Below are 22110 nucleotides of genomic sequence, written 5' to 3'. Positions count from 1 at the left end.
AGTCCGACAGGCTGTCAATCGAGATACTCTGCATCAATGCTGATCCGGGTTCTGACCGGCCTGCCAAAGCGCGGTGGCAATCGCAGATCGGCACCGATAAAGACCTCTGCGCGACCATTGGGAGCCAATACGATGGGGCCTTCCGGATAGCAGCGAAAGTTTTCCAGGACGGCTTCGTTTCTGCTATCCGACGATCTGCTATGGGGGAGCAGAAGACGTACCTTTGCATTTGGTTCCCCTTCAATCAGCAGGTGGGCCGGTTTGTGGAAGCCGCTTGCCTCGGCAGTGCTTCCCCCAAAATGCCGGTGGCCTGTCTGCGGTTCAATCGAGATGATGGTTTCTCTGTTGCTCTGGGTGATGATCCGGCCAAAAGAGAGAGGCTCTATTTCTCGGATAACCAGCGCTGCACGGCGGTTGCCGTCATCGCCTGCTGCGATGGTGTTCGTGCTAAAAGCAGAGACTGTGAGAATGCACAGCAGCAACTCGATGAACGGTTGCCGGTGACAAAAGGTGCCGCCTCTGTTGCGGGCGGAGTCAGAGGGGCTGATCGCCATCGCAAGGCTCCTGTTGCCTGAATTGCGTGTTTACCAGGGAAATTTTGGGATGATGGAGAGGGTATGGCAATAACTACGACATGGTTTTTCTGCCGTCTGTGATGCTGTTCGAACTATCGGTTTACTGTGATTGGAGTTAAGAGGTTGAGGGCAGTCGAGCACGCTGTTCGATATACTCCCACATCCAGACACCTGAAGCCCCAGCGGGCCGCAACCATGTCACAACGTATCGAACAACTGAAATCCTGGCTGAACAGCCTCCCCGATCTGGGCGACTACCACTTCGAGCCGGCCTCCGACGATGCTAGCTTCCGTCGCTATTTCCGTATCACAAACAGCCACGGCAGCTTTATCGCGATGGATGCGCCGCCTGCCCAGGAAGACACTGCCCCCTTCATCCAAGTCGCCGAGGCGTTTGAGGCGATCGGCCTGAACGTGCCACACATCCATGCGCGGGACATCGAAAACGGCTATCTGTTGCTGAGTGACCTAGGCAATCGGCTCTATCTCGATGAACTGGATGAAACTAGTGTCGAGCGCCTCTACGGTGATGCCCTTGGTGCGCTGATGACGATCCAGGCCTGTGGTCCACGGGAGGGGCTTCCGCCCTATGATGAGGCGCTGCTGCAGCGAGAGATGGAGCTGTTCCGTGACTGGCTGCTTGGGCGACAGCTTGGGCTGACACTCAGCACAGAAGAGCAGTCGATGCTCGACGAGAGCTTCGCCCTGCTGGCACAGAGTGCGCTGGAACAATCTCAGGTCTGTGTGCATCGTGACTTTCATTCGCGCAACTTGATGTTCACCGAGCGCCACAACCCCGGGGTCATCGACTTTCAGGACGCAGTGGTTGGCCCGGTCACCTACGATCTGGTCTCGCTACTGCGCGACTGCTACATCGAGTGGCCGAAGTCGTGGGTGCGGGCTTGGGCGCTGGGCTACTACGAACTGGCGGTGCAGTCGGGGGTGTTGAGCGATGAGCACGAGGACCGCTTCCTGCGCTGGTTCGATCTGATGGGGGTACAGCGCCACCTGAAAGCGGCCGGGATCTTCGCCCGCCTCAACCGACGCGACGGCAAGCCGGGCTATCTGAAGGATATCCCCCGCACCCTGGGCTATATCGTCTCGGTGGCGGCGGATTACCCTGAGCTGTCGGCACTTGCGTTGTTGATTGATGAGCGAGTTTTGCCTGCGCTGAAGGCTTAGCCCGCTTGGGGGCACGTCAGGCTTCGCCGATTGCCCCCTTTCCCACCCCCTCATAGGCGCGCACCAAAAAGTGTTCTGAAGGGTGTTCCGCTTTGAGGGTCTCGGCGATGTGCTGCGCTAAATTCTCTACTGTGGAGTCAGTGTCGATCAGGTAGCAGCAACTGGCCGGGAGTTGCAGCTCGAACGGCCCCTGCGCGGCTTGGTAGGCGATCTGTAGATAGCGCACCCCATCTTCGACGTTCTCGCCCTGAACGTAGCTGCGGCTACAGATGAAGATATCGCGCCAGCGTGCGGCCCACTCCTGCTCCAGTGTCGCGTCGCGCTGGCCGTTGCGCAGAATCTGGATCGGCGAGCGGTGGCCGTGGGCGATGCGCTGGCAGTTGCCGGCGTGCTGTTGCAGGCCGTGGCTGTATTGGTAGCAGGCGCCGTCGCAGGGTTCAGGGTAGAGGTGGATGCCGAGCCGCTTTACATTGGTGGGCATCAGCGGTGTCAGAGTCGCCTCGATGGCCTGGGTGACCGCCTCGCTGTCGATCCGCAGCGCATCGATCAGGCAGATGGCATCGGTTGGTGAGCGGTGGTGGATGAAGCGGCCATTGTCCAGCGTAAATTGCAGCTCCAACATCTCGCCCTGCTGGGTCAACTTGAGCCCGGGGTTGGCGTTGGGCACTAATAGTTTGTGGTCGAAGTGCTGGTCCAGGCTCTGCTTGACTTGGCGTTTGACCTCGGCGAAGTCGAGTACCATGCCTTGGGCGTCGAGTCCGCCCTCCAACTCTACATCGACCAGCCAGCTCTCGCCGAGAAGGCCACGATGCGGGTCCAGGTAGGAGAAGTCGATAACAGTCAGGCGGTTGACGAAGAGTCGGGTCATGGATTTTGAACGGTTCGCTGCTGATTAACGCTGGATCGGGGCGATCTGCCAGATCTGCTGCGCATACTCCTGGATGGTGCGGTCGCTGGAGAAGTAGCCCATCTGCGCGGTGTTGAGTATCGCCATCTGGTTCCAGATCTCTGGCTGGCGGTAGATGGCATCGGCCCGATCGCTGCACTCAAGGTAGGCCTGGAAGTCGGCCATCACCATAAAGTGATCGCGATCCAGCAGGCTCTCCACCAGTGGTTTGTAGCGCTCCGGCTCTTCAGGCGAGAAGAAACCGTTGCCGATCATTTCTACCACCCGCCGCAGCAGCGGCTCGGACTCGAAGTGGTAGCGTGGATGGTAACCCTGCTGGCAGCGCTGTTTCACTTGGTCGGTGGTGAGGCCGAAGATAAAGATATTCTCTGCTCCCACCTGGTCGCGGATCTCCACATTGGCGCCGTCCAGGGTGCCCATGGTGAGTGAGCCGTTGAGCGCCAGCTTCATGTTGCCGGTGCCAGAGGCCTCCATGCCAGCGGTGGAGATCTGCTGCGACAGCTCCGCTGCGGGGATGATGTCGGCCGCGGTGGTGACATCGTAGTTGGGGATGAACAGCACCTTCAGCCGTTTGTTAACTGCTTGGTCGTTGTCGATGACGTCGGCCACATCGTTGATCAGGCGGATGATCAGCTTCGCCATGAAGTAGCCGGGGGCCGCCTTGCCGCCGAAGATGTAGGTGCGTGGCACCACCTCGGCGTCGGGGGCGTCGAGCAGGCGATTGTAGTGGGCGATCACCCGCATCAGGTTGAGCAGTTGGCGCTTGTATTCATGGATCCGTTTCACCTGTACATCGAACAGGGTGTGGGGGTCGATCTGTTGCCCCAGGTGGAACTTAACCAGCTCTGCAAGGCGCTGTTTGTTGACCAGTTTGGCTGCGGCGAATCGCTCCTGAAAGCTGCTGTCGTCGGCCAGCGGGATCAGCGCCTCGAGCTGGTTCAGGTCACGCACCCAGGCGTCGCCGATCGCCTCGCAGATCAGTGCCGAGAGGGGGCGGTTGGCCTGATAGAGCCAACGGCGTGGGGTGATGCCATTGGTGATGTTGATGATCTTGTTAGGATAGAACTCATCGAAGTCGTGGAAGGTCGATGACTTCAGCAGTCCGGAGTGGAGGGCCGAGACGCCATTGACCTTGTGGCTGCCGATGATCGCCAGATGCGCCATGCGCACCCGCCGGCCATCCTGCTCATCGATCACCGAGAGCCGCCGCTGCCGCTCGGTGTCGCCAGGGTGGAGGTTGGCCACCATCAGCAGAAAGCGGCGGTTGATCTCATAGATCAGCTGCAGATGGCGTGGCAGCAGCCGCCCTAGCAGCTCCACCGGCCAGCTCTCCAGGGCCTCTGGCAGCAGGGTGTGGTTGGTGTAGGAGAAGATCTTGGTGGTGATCTCCCAGGCCAGCTGCCACTCCAAATGGTACTTGTCGATCAGCACCCGCATCAGCTCCGGGATAGCGATGGCAGGGTGGGTGTCGTTGAGCTGGATGGCGACCCGCTCCGGCAGCTCGTGGATATCGTTGTGGTCGGAGAAGAAGCGGCGCAGGATATCCTTGAGTGAGGCGCAGACGAAGAAGTACTGCTGCTTGAGGCGCAGCTCGCGATTCTGGCTGCTGCTGTCGTCGGGGTAGAGCACCTTGGAGATATTCTCCGAGAGGGTCTTCTCCTCCACTGCGCTGCTGTATTCGCCCATGTTGAAGCAGCTCAGGTCGAACGCCTGATGCGCTTTGGCGCTCCACAGCCGCAGGTTGTTGACGGTGTCGTTTTTGTAGCCGGGGATCGGCGTATCGTAGGCCTGGGCGAGCACGAGATCACCCTCGATCCAGTCGAACTGACGCCGTCCGTTCGGCCCCTGATACTCCAGTACCCGACCGCCAAAGCGCACCTTGTAGGCCACCTCTGGGCGCGGGAACTCCCATGGGTTGCCGTGCGCTAGCCAGTTCTCCGGGTGCTCGACCTGTTGGCCGTTTTCGATGCGCTGGCGGAACATGCCGTACTCGAAGCGGATGCCGTAGCCGATGCCGGGCAGGTCGAGGGTCGCCATTGAGTCGAGAAAGCAGGCCGCCAGCCGCCCCAGGCCGCCGTTGCCCAGCGCGGCGTCGTGCTCCAGGTTGCGCAGTCGCTCCAGTTCGATGCCGAGCCGGTGCAGGGCGCTGCTGCAGGCGTCGTGGATATCCATGTTGAGCAGGCTGTTGGTCAGGCTGCGACCGATCAGGAACTCCATCGACAGGTAGTAGACTCGCTTGGCGTCGTTGCGGTAGTAGCTGCGCTGGGTCTCCATCCAGCGTTCGATCAGCCGGTCTCGCACCACATGGCAGAAGGCCATCATCCAGTCGTGGTCGGTGGCGGTGAAGGGATCCTTGCCGATGGTGTAGACCAGATGGTTGGAGACCGAGCGCTGGATCGCCTTCGGCTTGGAGGCGAGAAAGTCGAATTTGAAGCGGTTGCTGCTACTCATGGGCGTTCCTGGGGCTTGTTGGCGATTCAGTCGGCCGCCTTTTGCTGATCGTCCCCAGTATGGCAGTGGCGCGACAGCAGGGGTAGTCGCAGCAGTAGTGGTAACAGCAGCGGATAGACCAGTAGGCCGATCGCGTCGGCTCCCAGGTCGAGCAGCGAGAAGTGGCGGTCGGGCAGAAAGTGCTGGATTAGCTCGATCAGCAGACCGTAGCCGAGCAGCGGCAGCCACTTGCGCCGGTCCCAGCGTGAGTGTGGGAAGCTGAAGTCGCTCAGCAGCGCCAGGCAGAGAAACGCACTGCTGTGCTCCAGCTTGTCCCAGACACTGGAGACCATCGGGTAGTCGATGCTGGTGGTGGCCAGATGGGTGATCGCCAGCAGCGCCAGCATAAGAGCCGCCCGGAAGCCGAGGGTGAGTGGCGTGATTGGTCCTCTCCCCGGCTGACCAGTATCAGCTCTGCTCACGGGCCACCGCACGATAGCCGATGTCGTTGCGCAGATAGACCCCTTCCCAGCTGATGCTGCGTGCGAGCTGGTAGGCCCGTGCTTGGGCCGTGGCGACGTCCTCGCCCAGGGCGGTGGCGCAGAGCACCCGGCCGCCGGCGGTGAGCACCTGGCCATCCTGCTCTGCGGTGCCGGCGTGGAACACCTTCTCGCCATCGCACTCGCTTTCAGGTAGACCGGAGATTACCCTGCCCTTGGCGTAGTCGCCGGGGTAGCCGCCGGCGGCGAGCACCACGCCGAGAGCGGCGCGTGGATCCCATTCGGTGGTCTCACTATCGAGCTGGCCGTTGATGGCGGCGAGGCAGTGGGCCACCAGGTCGGAGCGCATCCGCAGCATGATCGGCTGGGTCTCCGGGTCGCCGAAGCGGCAGTTGTATTCGATCACCTTGGGGGTGCCGTCGGCCATGATCATCAGCCCGGCGTAGAGGAAGCCGGTGTAGGGCAGCCCCTCTGCAGCCATGCCCTTGATGGTGGGCAGGATCACCTCATCCATGATGCGCTGGTGGATCGCCTCGCTGACCACCGGTGCCGGCGAGTAGGCCCCCATGCCGCCGGTGTTGAGGCCAGTGTCGCCGTCGCCGGCGCGCTTGTGGTCCTGGCTGGTGGCCATTGGCAGCACATGTTCGCCGTCAGCGATGACGATGAAGCTCGCCTCCTCGCCGTCGAGGAACTCCTCGATCACCACCCGGTGACCCGCCTCACCGAAAGCGTTGCCGGCGAGCATATCCTTCACCGCTGCCTCGGCGGTCTGCAGATCCATCGCGACGATGACGCCTTTGCCGGCGGCCAGGCCGTCGGCTTTGATCACGATCGGCGCACCCTGCTGCTGCAGATAGGCGAGTGCCGGCTCGATCTCGGTGAAGGTTTTATAGTCGGCGCTAGGGATCTGGTGGCGGGCGAGGAAGTCCTTGGTGAAGGATTTGGAGCCCTCCAGTTGGGCCGCGCCCTGGGTCGGGCCGAAGCACTTCAGGCCGGCTGCAGTGAAGGCGTCCACCAGGCCGATCACCAGTGGCACTTCGGGGCCGACGATGGTCAGGCCGATCGCGTTGGTTTTGGCGAAGCTGACCAGCGCATCGATGTCCTCGACGCTGATCGCTACATTCTCCAGCTTCGGTTCCAGCGCGGTGCCGGCATTGCCAGGGGCGACGAAGACCTTGTCGGCCAAAGGAGACTGGGCCGCCTTCCAGGCGAGGGCGTGTTCTCGGCCACCGGAGCCGATGACGAGTATCTTCATGGTGTTCTACTTCAGGCGTTATGGAAACTGGCGCAATGATACCGTTTCATGGGACGGGTTTGTATCGTTGCGGAGTGAGGGGCGGCATGAAAAAGGCCCCGCAGGGCCTTGTTGAGTGGGGCGACGGGTCTGCGTGTTACAGGCCCACCAGCTGGGCGTGCAGTCCGCGGTGTTCGACCTTGTGCAGCAGCTCGCTGGCGTGGATGTCGGCAGGATCGTAGTCGACCAGGATGAGATGACGGGCCTTCTCGTTGACGCAGGCCGAGACCACCCCGTCGACACTGGACAGTTCACGTTCGATGGCGTTGATGTTGGCGTCGTCTAGCTCTTCGACGATATGGATCACTACATCAGTACAGGTGTTTGGCATGGTAGCACCACCTTAGGGTTGACTGGAGGTCAGTAGGTCGCCTCAGTGAGGGTCATGTAGAAGAGATAGACCAGGCTGGCGTGAAGGTAAAGCGGAAAAGCCCTATAAGGCGTGGTGGTGCGGCTACTTGTGTGTGGTGACACCACGTTCGCTGGCTTCGAAGAAGGCGATGATGCGCTGCGCCTCGCTGCCCTGGGGCTCACCGCGCAGCTGTTCCAGAGCCTGGGAGATGTTGAGGTCTGAGTGGTAGAGGATCTTGTAGGTCTGTTTGATCGATTTGCGGGCCGTTGCATCGAAGCCGTTACGGCGCAGCCCCACTGCGTTGAGCCCTAGGATGCGCGCTGGGTTGCCGTCGCAGGTGGTGAAGGGGGGGACGTCTTTAACCACCTTGGCGCAGCCGGCGATCATGACGTTGTCGCCGATGCGGCAGAACTGATGGATTCCCGCTAGGCCAGAGATGAAGGCCTTGTTGCTGACGGATGCATGGCCGGCAAAGGCGGTGTAAGAGCCGACTACGTTGTGGTCGCCAAAACGGCAGTCGTGGCCGACGTGGCAGTTAGACATGAAGTAGTTGCCGCTGCCGATGATGGTGCCGTCCTCGCTCTTCACGCCGCGACTGAAGTTGACGCCCTCTCTGAAGTGGTTGTTGTCGCCGATCAGCAACGGGCGGCTCTTCTCCGGAGTGAAGCTGAGATCCAAGGGTTCGCAACCCAGCATGGCGCCGCTGTAAACGCGGTTGTTTTTGCCCAGGGTCGTGCCGCTGAAGATGCGCACCCCGCTCTCGATCACGCAGCCCTCGCCGATGAAGACGCCGCCCTCGATGATGGAGAAGGGGCCGACGCTGACCGATGGGTGCAGCTCGGCACCGTCCTCGATGATGGCGGTGGGATGGATCTTATTCATGGAAACAGCGTCTCACCACAAAGGGCACAAAGAACACTAGGGCGTTAGCCATTATTTCTTCTTGTGCTTTGTGTTCTTCGTGGTAAAGCCGATCAGTGACGAAAGTGCCGCATGCCGGTGAAGACCATCGCCATGCCATGTTCGTTGGCGGCGGCGATCACCTCTTCGTCACGCATCGAACCACCAGGCTGGATCACTGCGGCGATGCCCGCTTCGGCGGCGCTGTCGATGCCGTCACGGAAGGGGAAGAAGGCGTCGCTCGCCATCACCGAGCCCTTCACCTCTAGGCTGGCGTGTTCGGCCTTGATGCCGGCGATACGCGCGGAGTTGATGCGGCTCATCTGGCCGGCGCCGACGCCGATGGTCATGCCGTCTCGACCGTAGACGATGGCGTTGGACTTGACGAACTTGGCGACCCGCCAGGTGAAGAGCAGGTCGCGCATCTCCGCTTCGGTGGGTTGGCGTTCGGTCACCACCTTGATCTGGTTGCTCAGCTGCAGGTCGGCATCCTGTACCAGCAGGCCGCCGTTGACGCGTTTGAATTCCAAACGGTGCAGCGATTCGGCGGACCACTCGCCACACTCCAGTAGACGCACATTCTTTTTCGCGGTTACAGCCTCGATGGCGGCGGCGGAGAGTTTGGGAGCGATGATCACTTCGACGAACTGGCGCTCGACGATGGCCTGGGCGGTCTCGCCGTCGAGTTCGCCGTTGAAGGCGATGATGCCGCCGAAGGCCGACTCCGGGTCGGTGCTGTAGGCGCGGTTGTAGGCGTCGAGCAGATTATCGCCGAGGGCGACGCCGCAGGGGTTGGCGTGTTTGACGATGACGCAGGCCGGGCCCTCGTCGAAGTTCTTCACGCACTCCAGCGCCGCATCGGTGTCGGCGATGTTGTTGTAGGAGAGCTCTTTGCCCTGGATCTGGCGGGCAGTGGCGACACTCGCCTCGTCGATCTGGTGTTCGACGAAGAAGGCGGCCTTTTGGTGCGGGTTCTCGCCATAGCGCATGGTCTGCACCTGCTTGAACTGCATCGAGAAGGTGCGTGGGAAGTCGCTCGCCTCGTCACCCACTCGGGCACCCAGGTAGTTGGCGATGGCGGCGTCGTAGCGAGCAGTGTGTTCGAAGGTCTTGACCGCCAGGTCGAAACGGGTGGCTGGACTGACCTCGCCGTTGCGGGCGCTCATCTCGTCGAGCACCCGGCCGTAGTCGTCAGCATCCACCACCACGGCGACGTCGGTGTGGTTCTTGGCCGCGGCGCGCAGCATGGTGGGGCCGCCGATGTCGATGTTTTCGATGGCGGTGGGCAGATCGCAGTCGGGGTTGGCGACGGTCTGTTCAAAGGGGTAGAGGTTGACCACGATCAGGTCGATGGGGCCGATGCCGTTCTCTTTCATGACGCTGTCATCGGTGCCGCGTCGGCCGAGGATGCCACCGTGGATCTTCGGGTGCAGGGTCTTCACCCGGCCGTCCATCATCTCCGGGAAGCCGGTGTACTCGGAGACCTCGATCACCGGGATCGCGTTTTCGGTAAGTAGGCGGGCGGTACCACCGGTGGAGAGGATCTCGACGCCCTTGTCGGCCAAGGTGCGGGCGAAGTCGACGATGCCGGTTTTGTCAGAGACGCTGATCAGGGCGCGGGTGATTGCAGACATGGTTGCTCTATCCGTTTGTTTATCAAATGGTTTCTAGTTGGGGCTACTGCTTCGATCGCGTCTCATTCTTGCGGGCAGGGTGCTACTGAGGGAGGCGCGATCGGAGTGGCCGTTGTTATGCTCGGTGGACGGAGTTCAGTCCAGTCCGTACTGGGCGAGCTTTTTGCGCAGGGTGCTGCGGCTGATGCCGAGTACCGCGGCGGCACGAGTCTGGTTGCCGCCGGTATAGTCCATTACGCTCTCCAGCAGCGGTGACTCCACTTCGTTCATCACCAGTCGGTAGAGATTGCTCATACCATGGCCGTCGATGTGCTCGAAGTAGCGCTGCATTGCGTCGTGGACGCACTGTCGCAAAGGCTCTGATTTTTTCCTCGGAGTGGCGCTAAGATCCCCCTCGCCACTCTTGCTGTATAGTCCTGCCTCAATGTTCATGCCGCTATTTCCCCCAGTTGCATTTGCATCGAAAAAAACCGACCTATGAGTTGTAGTTGTGCTGCGATTGTGTCGGTCTGATTGATCTCCCTTCTGAAGCCTGCTCCACCCGGGTGGGTCTTGCTGTACCACGCAATGTGCTTGCGTGCGATGCGTACGCCCTGGTGTTCTCCGTAGAATGCGTAGAGGCTTTGCAGGTGTTCCATCAGTACTGCTTGTGTCCACTTCAGCGATGGGCTTGGCAGTTTTTCCCCTGTCTTCAGGTAGTGATCGATCTCGCGGAAGATCCAGGGTCTGCCCTGGGCTGCCCGGCCGATCATCACGCCGTCCGCTCTTGTCTCTCTTATAACTTCAGCCGCCTTTTCCGGGGAGTCGATATCGCCGTTGGCGATGACCGGGATGGCGACAGCCTCTTTTATCTGGCGAATCGTCTCGTATTCGGCCTCTCCTGCAAAACGGCATTCACGGGTGCGGCCATGCACCGCCAGCGCTTGGATGCCGCTGTTCTCGGCGATGCGTGCAATCTCTACCCCATTACGGTTGTTGGTATCCCAGCCGGTGCGGATCTTCAGGGTGACAGGAATATCCACCGCGTCGACCACTGCTTGAAGAATCTTTTCCACCAGCGCGCTGTCCCGTAGCAGTGCTGATCCTGCCGCGACCTTGCAGACCTTCTTGGCCGGGCATCCCATATTGATATCGATGATCTGGGCGCCATGCGCCACATTGAGGCGCGCCGCCTCCGCCATCATGGTCGGATCCGAGCCGACGATCTGTATCGAAATCGGGCCGCTCTCCCCCTCATGGTCGAGCCGCTTCATGGTCTTGCGGTTGCCCCACAGTGCGGAGTTTGCCGAGACCATTTCGGAAACCGCCATGCCGGCTCCCAAGCGCCGGCAGAGTTGCCGAAACGGGTGGTCGGTCACGCCAGCCATTGGCGCCAGGATCAGATTGTTCTCCAGCTTGTAGGGGCCGATCTGCATGAGTCCCATCACCTGGCTGCACGTGGTTTTTATTGAGGGAAAGACTGTGAATCTTACCCTCAATCAGGTCATGAAGTAAAACCTGTTTTGTCGGTGTGGGGTGGAATTTACATGGATATCAGTGGGATAGAGTGTTTGCGTGCCGGGATTCTATTTCCACGAACAGATTAGAGGAATTCAAACTTGAAGCCAATCACGTCGCTACCCGGGTCGACCAGTTCCATCTGGATACGGATCGGCAGTCCGGCTGGCATTAGGTTATCGGTGGAGAGGCTTAGCGGCAGGTATTCGGCAGGCAGGAAAGTGCGTCGGGCGACCGCCTTGCCCGCTTCATTGAAGAGGCTCAACTGTAGCTTGGGGAAGGGTTGCTCGAAGCTTGCCTGGTTGACCATGTCGAGCTGCAGATAGAGGGCGTCGTCATGTTCTGGGTGGATGCGCAGGTCGCGCTCGACCACCACGATACGCTTTGGGTCGCGCCGTTGAGGAAGAGTACAGTTGAACTGGTTGCAGGCTTGCTGCAGCAGATCGCGCCCCAGCGGATGGGCGGCGATCTGGTCACGGAACTGCCAGGTCAGTTGCCCGCCTAGAACGATTAGCAGAAGCAGTGCGCCGAAGCCCCACAGGCGGCTCTGCTTGGCGTAGCCGGGCTCAATGAAGATCCCTCCCAGGTCGAAGGAGTCCTCATCTAGTGTGTGGGCTGGTGGCTTCTCCTTGTCTGCCGAGGAGGGCTGGCTCTGTTCCCCTGGCGGGGTGGAAGGAGGCTCTGCGTCGCTCGGCTGTGGCTGATCCTCCGCTGGGACCAGGGCGACATCTTCTTCAGCCTCAGCGAGTAGGGCGGTGGTTTTGCTCTCAATCTCCTGGCTGGGGTTGCTGTCGATGTCCAGGTCATAGTCGTTGAGGTTGACCCTGTCGACGCTCAGCTCATCCTCTTGCTTTGCCTCGATATCATCGAGGGGGACGCCCGCCGCGCCCTTCTCTGGAAGTGAGAAGTCGATGCTGTCGAGGATCACCGAATCGCTGTCGAGCAGCATGTAGGAGCTGGTCTGCTCGTTGCCCTCGGCATCGGCATCAAACAGCTCATCAGCCTCGCTGGTTTTAGCCTCGAGCGTGGTTTTCTCATCGGCCAGGGGCTGGCCGGATGTGTCAGGGGGGCGCTGTTCCTCTGCATGCAGCCCAGGCAGCGACTGCAGATTCTGCAGTGCATTGAATATCTCCTCACACTCGCAACAACGAGCAAGGCCGTTGGCGGCCTTGAGTTGATCGAGGCTGATTCTGAACAGGGTGTGGCAGTTGGGGCAGCGGGTAAACATCAAAAGCGTGGGGGCGTGGAAACAGTTGGACTAACGTTAGACGGAAGTGATGAGTCAGGCAATAGGCAGGTGTAGATCGGCGCGGCGGTTTAAAATTCTTTGTCGAGCACCAGACGGAACATGCTGACACCTTCGCCAAAACGATAGCCCAGGCCGATACGCGGTAGTCCAGAGAAGCCGCTCTTGCCGCCGTTGGAGAGGTCTACACTAAGGCCTGTCTCCCACAGAGCGGTGATCTCCTGCTTCTCTTGCTGCAGTGAGGTGAACTCTGAGCCGTTGATGTAGAGCTGGTTGAGACCGTAGATGTTGAGGTCGGCGTTCCAGCCAAAGATGTTGCTCTGTTTGGGGAGATGGATGTCGAGCTGGGTTTCGAACGAGAGAAATCGGTCGGACTGACTGTTGTCGTCCAGGGCGTAGCCGGAATAGCGTACCCGGTTGCCGAGCAGCAGGTCGTGATTGCCCCAGTCAAAGGCGTAGCGGCTCTCCATGCCAGTGGAGTAGATCCAGGCAACCTGCTTGCCGTCGCGGGCCTTGCCGGTGCCGATGTCGACAAAGGGGGTCAGTATCCACTGCTCCGATGCGGGCAAGTGTAGGTGCAGCCCGGGCAGGCGGCCAACCGTCTCAACTTGGTCGGGCAGGTTGGGTAGAGAGATGTCGTCGAATTTGAAATCGTAGAGGCCGATGGTGGACGGCTTGGTGACCTCGAGTTCCCAGCCCGTTTTGTCGCCCAGCCGCATCGAGGCGTTGAGCGGGATCCTGAACGCGCCGGTGGTGCGATCGCTGGGGCCAATCGGCGGTGCGGGGGTGAAGTTGGGGCTTTCGTGCAGATCCAGTTGGGGTGTCGCCGCAGCAGGCAGCGCGACCACCAGCAGCAATATTGCCGTGAGCATCCGGTGCGCTGCGTGGCGCTGATTTGGGAGCATTGGTTGCCGTCTGTTCCCTTTCATGGGGGTCCCTTGATGATCACATCCTGCCGCAGTGGATGAATAATGCATCTGAAGCACTGCTGTTGTCTCCCCTAAAATCGCGTGGTGTGACGTTGTTCCGCCTGCATTGGGATGGCAAGCTTTAGCCTCTATCGGCAGCCAAGCTGATTACTTAAATCATAGTGTGCAAAATTCATCAGGATGATAATGCGATTCCCAGGATTGAAGTTTGGCATTGTTGCACTGGCCGTGGTGTTGCTGACGCTGGGCCTGGCGGCTGCGAGCTTGCCGCTCTGGCTTGAGCCACACAAGGACCGGTTGGCCGCACTGATTTCAGATGCCTTGGGGCGTAAGCTGGAGCTGCGCGGAGAGTTGCGCCTCAAATCGCTCTTTCCACCGGCCCTGCAGGCACGGCAGGTGGCGCTGATGAACCCCGCCTGGGCCTCTCGTGCGGAGATGATCAGCGCCCGCGAGTTGCAGCTCAGCCTCTCTCCCATGGCGCTGCTGGCGGGGCGCATTGAGGTTGCCGAGGGGCGTCTGCTGGGGGCCGATCTGCGGCTCGAACGTGCTACAGATAACGCCAACAACTGGCAGTTTGGGGCGTCTGGTGGGAGCTCAAGCGGTGCTTCGTTGCCGGAGATTCCTCGGATTCAGATCGACGACTCACTCCTGTCCTATCTGGAAGATGGCGTTTTGCATCGACTAGAGCTCACATCGGTCAGCGGTCGGCTCGGGGCGACGGGCCATTTCGAGCTGTTTGGCGATGTGCGCTACCGCTCGATCCCGATGAACGGACGTTATGTTATCGATTTTCCTGCCCATGAGCCGACCAACTACTCATTCAGCTTTGCCGGTGAGGGGGTGCGGTTGGCGGGTTATACCGAGGCGGAGCGCTTGCTGTGGCTGCTTGAGGCGTGGCAGAGCCCCATGTGGGAGCGTTTGAGCGGTCTCAACCTGGCTGCTGATGCACGGGTTGAAGTTGCGGGTGAACTACGCGCCAGCGATCAAGGGATGGCGCTGCAGCAGATCTTTGGTCGTGCGGTCAATGTTGCCGGCGTCAACAGACTGCTGCTGACCCAGGGTAGTGCCCGGATCGCCGAGCAGAGCCTGACCATCGATCTGCAGGGAGAGGCCGATGCTCAGCCCGTCTCACTGCATGCCACCCTTGGAGAGAGAGGGAAGGGTGAAAAGCGGCCACTCACTATCGTGTTGAGCTCGAAAAAAAATAGCCTGAAGGCAGATGGTGCTCTGCATGAGACAAGGCCACGGTTGACTGAATTGTCGCTGCTGTGGAAGGGGGAGCGGTTCGAGTCACTGCTGCCTTCACGAATCCCGTCAGTTCCCATCGGGGCCTACCGGCTTGCTGCGAAGCTGCAGATTGCGCAGGATCAGTGGCGGTTGCAGCAGATCGAGGGACGGATCGGGAAAACCCGCTTCGGCGGTGATCTGCGGCTGGAGACACGCCAGGGGAGGCGAACACTGACAGGTGAGCTGGACTTCAAGCGACTCAACCTGCGCCCGCTGCTGAGCGACGCCAGCAGGCAATCAGACGATGCAGAAGAGATGCTGCACCTGCCGCTTGCGCTCGACCTGGCTGTGCGTGCCAAATCTTTGCAGCTGCCTGCAGCCGAGTTGCATGCGGTGCAGGCGCGTCTCACTCTCTCCGACGAACAGGTTGCCCTTGAGGATGTCGCCTTCCGATGGCGCAAGCAGAGGTTTACCGGCCAGGGTCGACAGCAGCTGAGTGGCGGTGAATGGGATCTGCAGCTGGCAGGCTCGCAGCTGTCTCTCGCAACCCTGTTGCCCAAATCCGGGCTTAAGGGGAAGCTCGCCGGCATGTCACTTGAGCTGTCGGCTAAAGGTGTAAGCCGAGAGGCAGTGGCGAAAAGCGGGCGAGTGCAACTGCGCCTGCAAGGTGGGGTGGTCGAAGTCGCCGGCTTTGGTAAACAACAGCCCTTACGCTGGGAGCTGAAACAGACACAGCTGAAAGGGGCGCCGGGAAAGCCACTGCAGTTTGCCGCCTCGGGGCAGCTCGATGGGGAAAGCCTGAAATTGAAGGCTGTGGGTCCGCAGCTCGCTCAGCTGGTCGAATCGGCTGGGCCGCTGCGGTTTGCATTTGATGCGAGCTATCCCAAAGGGGGAGCGAGCCTGAAGTTCGATCTGGGGGCTAGTGATTGGCGTTTGCAGGGGCCGCTGCAGATCGAGGCCAAGGGGCGTGCTCTGCCCGCCTGGGCGAGTCGGCAAATTGGCCTGGGCAAAGGCTGGCCGCACCGGCTCAGGATGAGCCTGCTGCTGCAGAAGCGGGGGCTACGACTGCAGCCGTTTTCGCTCACCCTGGGGCGCAACCAGATCGGCGGCAGGCTCGAGCTTCGCCGGGGCGGTAGCCGACCAGCCTTGAGCGGCTCGCTGACATCGGAGCGACTCGATCTTAGGCAGCTGTTTGCTGCCCAGTCGGGCCTGCGGGGAAAAAAGTCGCAGCGGATGGCCGAGCGTCGTATCCGGCTCGAGTGGGTCTCCGCAGCGGATCTGGAGCTGGATCTCGACTTCAAGAGTCTTCGCTATGGCAAGAGTCGCCTCGGCAAGGGGCAGCTGCGGCTGCAGACCAAAGGAGCGCGATTGCGCTTGGTGCCGATCGAGCTGGCATTCAGCGGCGGCGGTACGCTACGGGCCAAGTTCTATGCTGATCCGCGTGGGCCGCAGAAAAAGTTCAAGCTGTTGGCCCACGCTAAGACATTGGATTATGGGCAGTTGCTGCGCCACCTCGATCTGAGTCGGGACCTGGATGGCAAGAGCGACATCACCCTTGATCTCGATGCGGGCGCACGCACCTGGGGGGGGCTGCTGCAGAGCCTGAGCGGGGATCTTGTGATAGTTGGCGGTAAGGCGAAGCTGCGCAACCAGGAGCTACCCTACAAGCTGCAGGATCTGGTCACCACGCTACTGTCCCAGCTGCAGGACGAGAAGCAGCACGACACCCATCTGAATTGTCTGGTGAGCCGCTGGTACCTCAAGCAGGGGGTGGCGCGCAGTCTGGGGCTGCTGGTTGATACTCAGGAGCTGACCATCGCCGGGAGTGGCAAGATTGACTTCAGGCGGGATCGTATCGACATGATCCTCGATCCGCGGCCCAAGCAACTGACCCTGATCTCCTTCGCTAATCCGGTGGCGGTGAGCGGACCGCTGCATGATCCGCAGATCAACCCGACCAAGCTGAGTGTTTTGAAAGCGATCGCCGGCGTGGCACTGGGGATCTCCAACCCCGCGCTGTTGCTGGTGGCGTTTGGCGATGTTGGGGTTGGGGATGAGAACCCCTGCCTCAGCGCCTATCAGAAGCTGGAGCGGCGCGTTGGCGTGGATGAAGAGAGCAATGAGCTGCTGGAGGGGGTGCAGGCCGAGCTGGGGAGTCAGATGGATCGGGTTGGCGGTGCGATCTGGCGGGTATTGAGTCCAGTGGACGAGGCGCTGAGTGGTGAGCCACCAAGGCAGCAGGGTGAGGCTGGCCTGAGGGCCGGCGAGAGTATTCTTGATTATGACAACTAGCCCCGCGCCTGGGGATTTATGCACTCAACCCGGTTGCGGCCGTTCGATTTCGCTAGATAGAGCGCCTGATCCGCGTTTTCCAGCAGGGCCTTGGCGATGCTCTCCAGGTCGGGCTGTAGATCGGGTGGTGGTGGCAGGCTCTGCGCGGCGCCGACCGAGACCCTGATCGGGATCGTCTGGCCGCTCTCCAACCGCACCGGTTCGCGCTCCACACGCTGGCGAATCCGCTCCGCTAGCCGCAGTGCCTCTTCCAGCGTGGTGTGGGGCAGGAGTAGGGTGAACTCTTCGCCGCCGTAGCGGATCGCCAGATCACTCGCCCTCAGCTGCTCTCGCAGGCGCCGGGCCAGCTCCTGCAGTACCTGATCCCCCGCCGAATGGCCGTGTTGGTCATTGATCTGTTTGAAGTGGTCGGCATCGACAAATAGGCAGCTGAGCGGCTGGTGATAGCGGTGCGAGCGGGAGAGCTCCTGAGGCAGGCGTCGGTCGAGATATCGGCGGTTGTACAGTTCGGTGAGCGGGTCGGTAAAACCGCTCAGCAGCAGACGCTCGCGATTGGCGGCGTTTTCCAGACAGACACCACTGACTGTGGCGAGGTGTTCGATGAAGTCGCTGGCATGGTGGCGGGTGAAGCGGTCGTGGCGCCGGCTGCCCATGCAGATCCAGCCGATAATCTTGCCGCGGCGGGGGATCGGAAGCAGTGCGACACTCTGCAGCTGTTGTGGGTTGTCGAACAGACCGGCGTGTTCAGGTACCAGGAAGGGGCCGAGCCAGACTCGTTGCAGGCTGGTGAGATGGGGGTGTGCCTGTTGTAGATCATCGACCAGACGTACTGCGGGGAAGCTCTCTGCCGGGATGCCGTTGTTGTTGAGTAGGTCGCGCAGATGGTGTTTCCGATCCTCCAGCAGCAGACAGATCGACGCCAGCTCCATGGAGCGTCGCATGCCATCTGTCAGATGCTGCAGCAGTTCCGCCAGGGAGCCGGCAGAGAGCAGTTCCAGCTCTCGCTGATGGAAGCGATTCAGGGTCGTCTCATTACGCCGCGCCTCGTTGCTCAGCTCCTTGAGTCGTTGTTTGAGGTGGCGGTTTTCCCGTTCCATATCCCGCATGTCGGCGCGTCGTCCTTTCTATGACTGGGCGTGTTAGCGGCGCTTCTGTTTGATACTTGAAGAGTGGCGACTACTATCTGATTGGTCGTCAGGGATTGGATAACTCAGGGAGAGTGCGATGCGACAGGGATGTTTCGCCGGCTTGGTGTTGGGTGTCGGCTTGTGTGTAGGGTGGATCGGTGTGCCGGTGACGGCAGCAGCGGATGAGTCGATCTACCGCTGTACCATGGCGGATGGTGCGGTGGAGTTTCGCCAGCGCCCCTGCCAGCAGGGGGTGCAGAGCGAGACCCGGGTGGTGGAGCAGACTCGCGGTTTTGAAGCGCCGGCGCAGCGCCCCGCTGCCGCCAAGAAACGCAAATTGCGACGTAAAAAATCGAATGCCGGGGCGGCTGAGCGGGCGCGCAAACGCCAACAGGAGCGCTGTTTTCGTACCGAGCAGAAGCTGCAGCGGGTCGAGAACCGGTTGCGGGCCGGCTACAAGGCGTCGCACAGCGCCCGTCTGCACCAGCGCCAGGATGAGTATGAGGATTATCTGAGCCGCTTCTGCCACTAGGGAGCGTTGGAGACCCGCCAGCGTTGGTAGTCGGGCTCGCTGAGATAGCCGCGGCTGTTGATGTAGTTGGCCACGTTGCGCAGCCGGTAGAAGCGCACCACCGAGTCGACCCGGATGATCTCATTGCCCTGTTCGTCGAAGAACAGCAGCGACGGGGTGTAGAAGAGGCCAAGTTCTTTCGCCCACTGCTTCGCCGTGGAGCGTCTGCCGTCGGGGATGACGATAGGGGTGTCGGCGTTGATGTCGAGCTGCACGTTGTCGAACCGCTGGAACAGCCTGTTGATGGCGGGTTCGCGTAGCGGCTGGCCATGCAGCACATCACAGGCGTGGCACTCACCCTGCTCGAAGAAGACCGCCAGCGGGCGCTCGCCGGGGAAGCGGGAGCGGTCGAGGTTGTGCGGTGGCGGCAGGAAGAAGGACTCCTCGTTGAGCTCGCCGGGCTCGAAGTGGGTCGCCTCGTCGGCGCGGGCCAGGTAGTCGGGAAAGCTCTCTCTCTGGTAGTGGCGGTCGGCCACATACTCCAGTGCAGCACGAAACTGGTAGGGTGGGTAGTAGCCGCGCAACCGCAGTGCCTCGTGGCCTTCCTCATCGTAGAAGATCAGCGAGGGAGTGAAAGTGGTGTTCTCGCGCTGGGCCAGTTCCCGCTCCGTGAGCAGCTCGCCAGCCAGGTCGGTGACCTCGTCGATGCCCCAGATGTTGATTGCGACCACCTCGAAGTGGCGGCGGGTGTAGGCGGTGATGTCAGAGAGACCGAAGTTCACCTGCAGAAGCATCTTGCAGTAGGCGCAGCGCTGCTGGCCGAAGTAGAGGATCAGCCCTTGCTTGCCGCTCTGTTGGACATCGGCCAGATCCTCCTGCAGGTCGAGGAAGCTGTGTTTGAACCAGTCGGGGTGGCTGAGCGGCTCCTCCAGGGGAAAGTCATCGAAGGCGAAGAGATCTTTGGTATCTTCGGCAGCAAGAGCCGGGAGTGCGGACAATAGCAGGCTGCCCCACAGCAGCAGGGGCAGGAGGGATCGATGGTGTTTCATGCGGACAGCTCTTGGTGGTTTGTTTTTCCAATGCGCCCGGAACAATCAGTCTGCCTGCCGCCGGTAGTTGTTGTTGGTGTAGCGGCTGGTTCTGTTCCGACCACTCTGGCCGGAACGTTTTGTCCAAGTATATGCAGAGTGGACTCGGATTACTCCTTTTCGCGTTCGAGGTATTGCGACCAGTCGACGCTGCTGTCGCCGAACACGAAGAAGAAGGGGTTGAGCAGCGAATCTTTGGTGTTGTAGCGCAGCGGCTGCATATCGAGCATGGTGATTTTGCCGCCGGCAGCCTCCACTACCGCCTGCGCAGCGGCGGTGTCCCACTCGGAGGTGAGGCCAAGGCGTGGGTAGAGATCGGCGCTGCCCTCGGCCACCAGGCAGAACTTCAGCGAGCTGCCCATGGATGTCAGCTGGTGAGGGCCGATGTTTTCGAGGAATTTGATCAGCGAATTGCCGGCGTGGGAGCGGCTGCCGGCGACGATCGCTGGACTGCGCAGCTTGGCTTGCACCTGAATCGCCTCGGCCTCTGCCGGGCCCTGTTTTTTCCACGCCCCCTCGCCAAGTACGCCGTAGTAGAAGCGCTCCAGCACCGGCGCATAGATCACGCCGAGCGTCGCCTGCTGATTTTCCACCAGGGCGATGTTGACGGTGAACTCGCCATTGCGTTTGACGAACTCGCGGGTGCCGTCGAGCGGGTCGATCAGCCAGTAGCGGTTCCAGCTCTGGCGGGTCTAAAGGGGATCTTGGCGGACTCCTCCGAGAGCACCGGGATCTCCGGGGTGAGGCGTTCCAATGCCTCGACGATGATCTGGTGGGAGGCGAGGTCGGCCTTGGTTAGGGGGGAGTCGTCAGCCTTCTGCTCGATGCCAAAGTCGTCGGAGTTGTAGACCTCCATGATTGCGTCGCCGGCCTGTTTGGCGAGTTCGAGGAGTTGGTCCATGGAGATCGGTGTGGTCATTGCAGATATTCCCTTGTCAGGCAGAGCGCGGCGATCGAGCGCGCCTCGGTAAAATCGGGTTGGGCCAGCAGTTGCTGCCAGTTTGAGAGTCTCCAGGGGACCACCTCGATGGGCTCGGGTTCATCCCCTTCGAGCCGGTCCGGGTAGAGATCGCGCGCCAGAATAACATGGGTATTGTGCTGGATGTAGGAGGGTACGATGGTCACAGTGCGCAGTAGTTCCAGGTTTCGCGCCGCGTAGCCGGTCTCCTCGCGGATCTCCCGCCCAGCCGCCGCCAACGGCGTCTCGCCGGCCTCGATGCGCCCCTTCGGCAGACCGAGCTGATAGTTGTCGGTGCCGCTGGCGTATTCACGGATCAGCAGCACCGTATCCTCGTCGAGCATCGGTACGATCAGCACCGAGCCGCTGCTGCCGCCAAGCAGCCGTTCGTGGGTGCGGCGCTCACCGTTGGCGTATTCGATCTCCATCTCCTCGACACGGAAGATGCGGGACTGGACTACTTGGCGGCGGCTGAGGATCTTTGGTTTTTGTGGCATGATCGAGCTCGTTTCGTTGCAACCAGCTGGGGTGGCACAGCCTAACATGGAGCCGACTTTTGACGATGATTGACTGGCAGCAAATCGATACCGTGTTGCTCGACATGGATGGCACCCTGCTTGATCTGCACTTCGACAACCACTTCTGGCTGGAGTACGTGCCACAGCGTTACGCAGAGACCCGTAGTCTGGAATATGCGGAGGCCAAGGATCAGCTGATGGCTCGCTACAAGAGCATCGAGGGGACTCTGGAGTGGTACTGTGTCGACCACTGGAGCCGCGAGCTGGGGCTCGATATTGCGCTGTTGAAGGCGGAGGTGGAGCATCTGATCCAGGTGCATCCGCATGTGGTCGATTTTCTCGATCAGCTGATGTGCGCCGGTAAGCGCCGGGTGTTGGTGACCAACGCCCACCAGAAGGCGTTGGCGTTGAAGATGGAGCGGACCCGCCTGGCGGGCTTTTTCGATCACATCGTCACCGCCCATGATCTGGGTCTGCCGAAGGAGGATCCTGCGTTCTGGGATAAGCTGCAGGCACTGGAGCCGTTTGATCGTGAACGCACCCTGTTTGTTGATGACAGCCCCTCGGTGCTTGCATCGGCCCGGGGCTATGGCATCCGCTGGCTGCTGGCGATCCTCAAGCCAGACTCCAAGGGGCCGCTGCGTGAGGCGGGAGAGATCCCAGCCATTCACGACTTCTCCGAGGTGATGGCGGGTCTGCGTTCGGTCTGCTGATCAGCTCTTTTTGGCGTCCTGGCTGGCGCTGATCTGTGCCAGCATCTGCTCCATCCGCTGTAGCCGTTCATCCATCTGCAGGGTGCGCGTCTCGATGTTGTGCACCTCGCCGGCCTCGCCCTCGCCGGTATCCCGGGCGAACTGCTCATGCTCCCGTTGCAGGGTCTCCAGCACGATGCCGATCATCATGTTCAGGAAAACGAAGGCGACGATGAAGATGAAGGAGAGAT

19 protein-coding genes and 2 pseudogenes are annotated in these 22110 nt (G+C 60.9%); 4 read left to right on the top strand and 17 right to left on the bottom strand.

The window, feature by feature from the left end:
• Positions 1 to 14 precede the first annotated feature (14 nt).
• Complete coding sequence (locus RIFP1SYM_RS00880) at positions 15 to 554, bottom strand: DUF4402 domain-containing protein (protein ID WP_039959480.1); 540 nt, start codon at positions 552 to 554, stop codon at positions 15 to 17.
• Between the two features lie 216 nt (positions 555 to 770).
• Between RIFP1SYM_RS00880 and RIFP1SYM_RS00875 the strand changes: the two genes are divergently transcribed.
• Complete coding sequence (locus tag RIFP1SYM_RS00875; RefSeq protein WP_039959475.1) at positions 771 to 1757, top strand: aminoglycoside phosphotransferase family protein; 987 nt, start codon at positions 771 to 773, stop codon at positions 1755 to 1757.
• Between the two features lie 16 nt (positions 1758 to 1773).
• Here RIFP1SYM_RS00875 and RIFP1SYM_RS00870 read toward each other — a convergent pair whose 3' ends face one another.
• The 11 genes from RIFP1SYM_RS00870 to RIFP1SYM_RS00820 form a co-directional block, all read right to left on the bottom strand.
• Entirely contained in the window at positions 1774 to 2625 is an 852-nt protein-coding gene (locus RIFP1SYM_RS00870; protein ID WP_005958623.1) for a 6-carboxytetrahydropterin synthase, read from the bottom strand.
• 24 nt (positions 2626 to 2649) lie between these two features.
• The gene (locus tag RIFP1SYM_RS00865; RefSeq protein WP_005958622.1) at positions 2650 to 5115 is read right to left on the bottom strand and encodes a glycogen/starch/alpha-glucan phosphorylase; all 2466 of its coding nucleotides are present in this window, start codon (positions 5113 to 5115) and stop codon (positions 2650 to 2652) included.
• Between the two features lie 26 nt (positions 5116 to 5141).
• A complete protein-coding gene (locus tag RIFP1SYM_RS00860; protein WP_240991655.1) occupies positions 5142 to 5576 on the bottom strand; it encodes a VanZ family protein in 435 nt (144 codons plus the stop codon).
• A complete protein-coding gene (gene purD, locus RIFP1SYM_RS00855; protein WP_005958620.1) occupies positions 5563 to 6849 on the bottom strand; it encodes a phosphoribosylamine--glycine ligase in 1287 nt (428 codons plus the stop codon). The genes RIFP1SYM_RS00860 and purD overlap by 14 nt, the downstream gene beginning before the upstream one ends.
• Before the next feature lie 136 nt (positions 6850 to 6985).
• Complete coding sequence (locus RIFP1SYM_RS00850) at positions 6986 to 7219, bottom strand: heavy metal-associated domain-containing protein (protein WP_005958619.1); 234 nt, start codon at positions 7217 to 7219, stop codon at positions 6986 to 6988.
• Between the two features lie 123 nt (positions 7220 to 7342).
• Positions 7343 to 8122 (bottom strand): acyl-ACP--UDP-N-acetylglucosamine O-acyltransferase, encoded by a 780-nt coding sequence (lpxA, locus tag RIFP1SYM_RS00845; RefSeq protein WP_005958618.1) that lies wholly within the window; start codon positions 8120 to 8122, stop codon positions 7343 to 7345.
• A 92-nt stretch (positions 8123 to 8214) separates the two neighbouring features.
• Complete coding sequence (gene purH / locus RIFP1SYM_RS00840; RefSeq protein WP_005958617.1) at positions 8215 to 9774, bottom strand: bifunctional phosphoribosylaminoimidazolecarboxamide formyltransferase/IMP cyclohydrolase; 1560 nt, start codon at positions 9772 to 9774, stop codon at positions 8215 to 8217.
• 135 nt (positions 9775 to 9909) lie between these two features.
• On the bottom strand, positions 9910 to 10206 hold the full coding sequence (fis, locus tag RIFP1SYM_RS00835) for a DNA-binding transcriptional regulator Fis (protein ID WP_010086430.1): 297 nt from the start codon (positions 10204 to 10206) through the stop codon (positions 9910 to 9912).
• Complete coding sequence (gene dusB / locus RIFP1SYM_RS00830; protein WP_240991983.1) at positions 10203 to 11198, bottom strand: tRNA dihydrouridine synthase DusB; 996 nt, start codon at positions 11196 to 11198, stop codon at positions 10203 to 10205. The genes fis and dusB overlap by 4 nt, the downstream gene beginning before the upstream one ends.
• Positions 11199 to 11356: 158 nt before the next feature.
• A complete protein-coding gene (locus tag RIFP1SYM_RS00825) occupies positions 11357 to 12499 on the bottom strand; it encodes a zinc-ribbon and DUF3426 domain-containing protein (protein WP_006474885.1) in 1143 nt (380 codons plus the stop codon).
• A gap of 89 nt (positions 12500 to 12588) precedes the next feature.
• Positions 12589 to 13389 (bottom strand): hypothetical protein, encoded by an 801-nt coding sequence (locus tag RIFP1SYM_RS00820; RefSeq protein ID WP_006474886.1) that lies wholly within the window; start codon positions 13387 to 13389, stop codon positions 12589 to 12591.
• A 243-nt stretch (positions 13390 to 13632) separates the two neighbouring features.
• Here RIFP1SYM_RS00820 and RIFP1SYM_RS00815 point away from each other — a divergent pair, with 243 nt between their 5' ends.
• A complete protein-coding gene (locus RIFP1SYM_RS00815; RefSeq protein ID WP_240991982.1) occupies positions 13633 to 16965 on the top strand; it encodes an AsmA family protein in 3333 nt (1110 codons plus the stop codon).
• Here RIFP1SYM_RS00815 and RIFP1SYM_RS00810 read toward each other — a convergent pair.
• Positions 16962 to 18071: a GGDEF domain-containing protein gene (locus RIFP1SYM_RS00810; protein WP_005958612.1), complete on the bottom strand. Its 1110-nt coding sequence runs from the start codon at positions 18069 to 18071 to the stop codon at positions 16962 to 16964. The genes RIFP1SYM_RS00815 and RIFP1SYM_RS00810 overlap by 4 nt on opposite strands.
• A gap of 118 nt (positions 18072 to 18189) precedes the next feature.
• On the opposite strand from RIFP1SYM_RS00810, the gene RIFP1SYM_RS00805 reads away from it, so the two are divergent.
• Positions 18190 to 18624 (top strand): hypothetical protein, encoded by a 435-nt coding sequence (locus tag RIFP1SYM_RS00805; protein ID WP_005958611.1) that lies wholly within the window; start codon positions 18190 to 18192, stop codon positions 18622 to 18624.
• Here the strand turns inward: RIFP1SYM_RS00805 and RIFP1SYM_RS00800 are convergent.
• From RIFP1SYM_RS00800 to nudE, 3 genes and pseudogenes are all read right to left on the bottom strand, one after another.
• Positions 18621 to 19652: a thioredoxin family protein gene (locus RIFP1SYM_RS00800; RefSeq protein ID WP_006474889.1), complete on the bottom strand. Its 1032-nt coding sequence runs from the start codon at positions 19650 to 19652 to the stop codon at positions 18621 to 18623. The genes RIFP1SYM_RS00805 and RIFP1SYM_RS00800 overlap by 4 nt on opposite strands.
• Before the next feature lie 149 nt (positions 19653 to 19801).
• A pseudogene (cysQ, locus tag RIFP1SYM_RS00795) lies at positions 19802 to 20610 on the bottom strand (3'(2'),5'-bisphosphate nucleotidase CysQ).
• Complete coding sequence (gene nudE / locus RIFP1SYM_RS00790) at positions 20607 to 21146, bottom strand: ADP compounds hydrolase NudE (RefSeq protein ID WP_006474891.1); 540 nt, start codon at positions 21144 to 21146, stop codon at positions 20607 to 20609. The pseudogene cysQ and the gene nudE overlap by 4 nt, the downstream one beginning before the upstream one ends.
• Positions 21147 to 21211: 65 nt before the next feature.
• Between nudE and yrfG the strand changes: the two genes are divergently transcribed.
• Entirely contained in the window at positions 21212 to 21880 is a 669-nt protein-coding gene (yrfG, locus tag RIFP1SYM_RS00785; RefSeq protein WP_006474892.1) for a GMP/IMP nucleotidase, read from the top strand.
• Here the strand turns inward: yrfG and RIFP1SYM_RS00780 are convergent.
• Positions 21881 to 22110 (bottom strand): annotated as a pseudogene (locus tag RIFP1SYM_RS00780) (ion transporter); the annotation flags it as partial.

Origin of the sequence: endosymbiont of Riftia pachyptila (vent Ph05), assembly GCF_000224455.1 — a bacterium.
GTDB lineage: Bacteria > Pseudomonadota > Gammaproteobacteria > Chromatiales > Chromatiaceae > Endoriftia > Endoriftia persephonae.
This window is presented reverse-complemented; position numbering and strand designations above follow the sequence as displayed.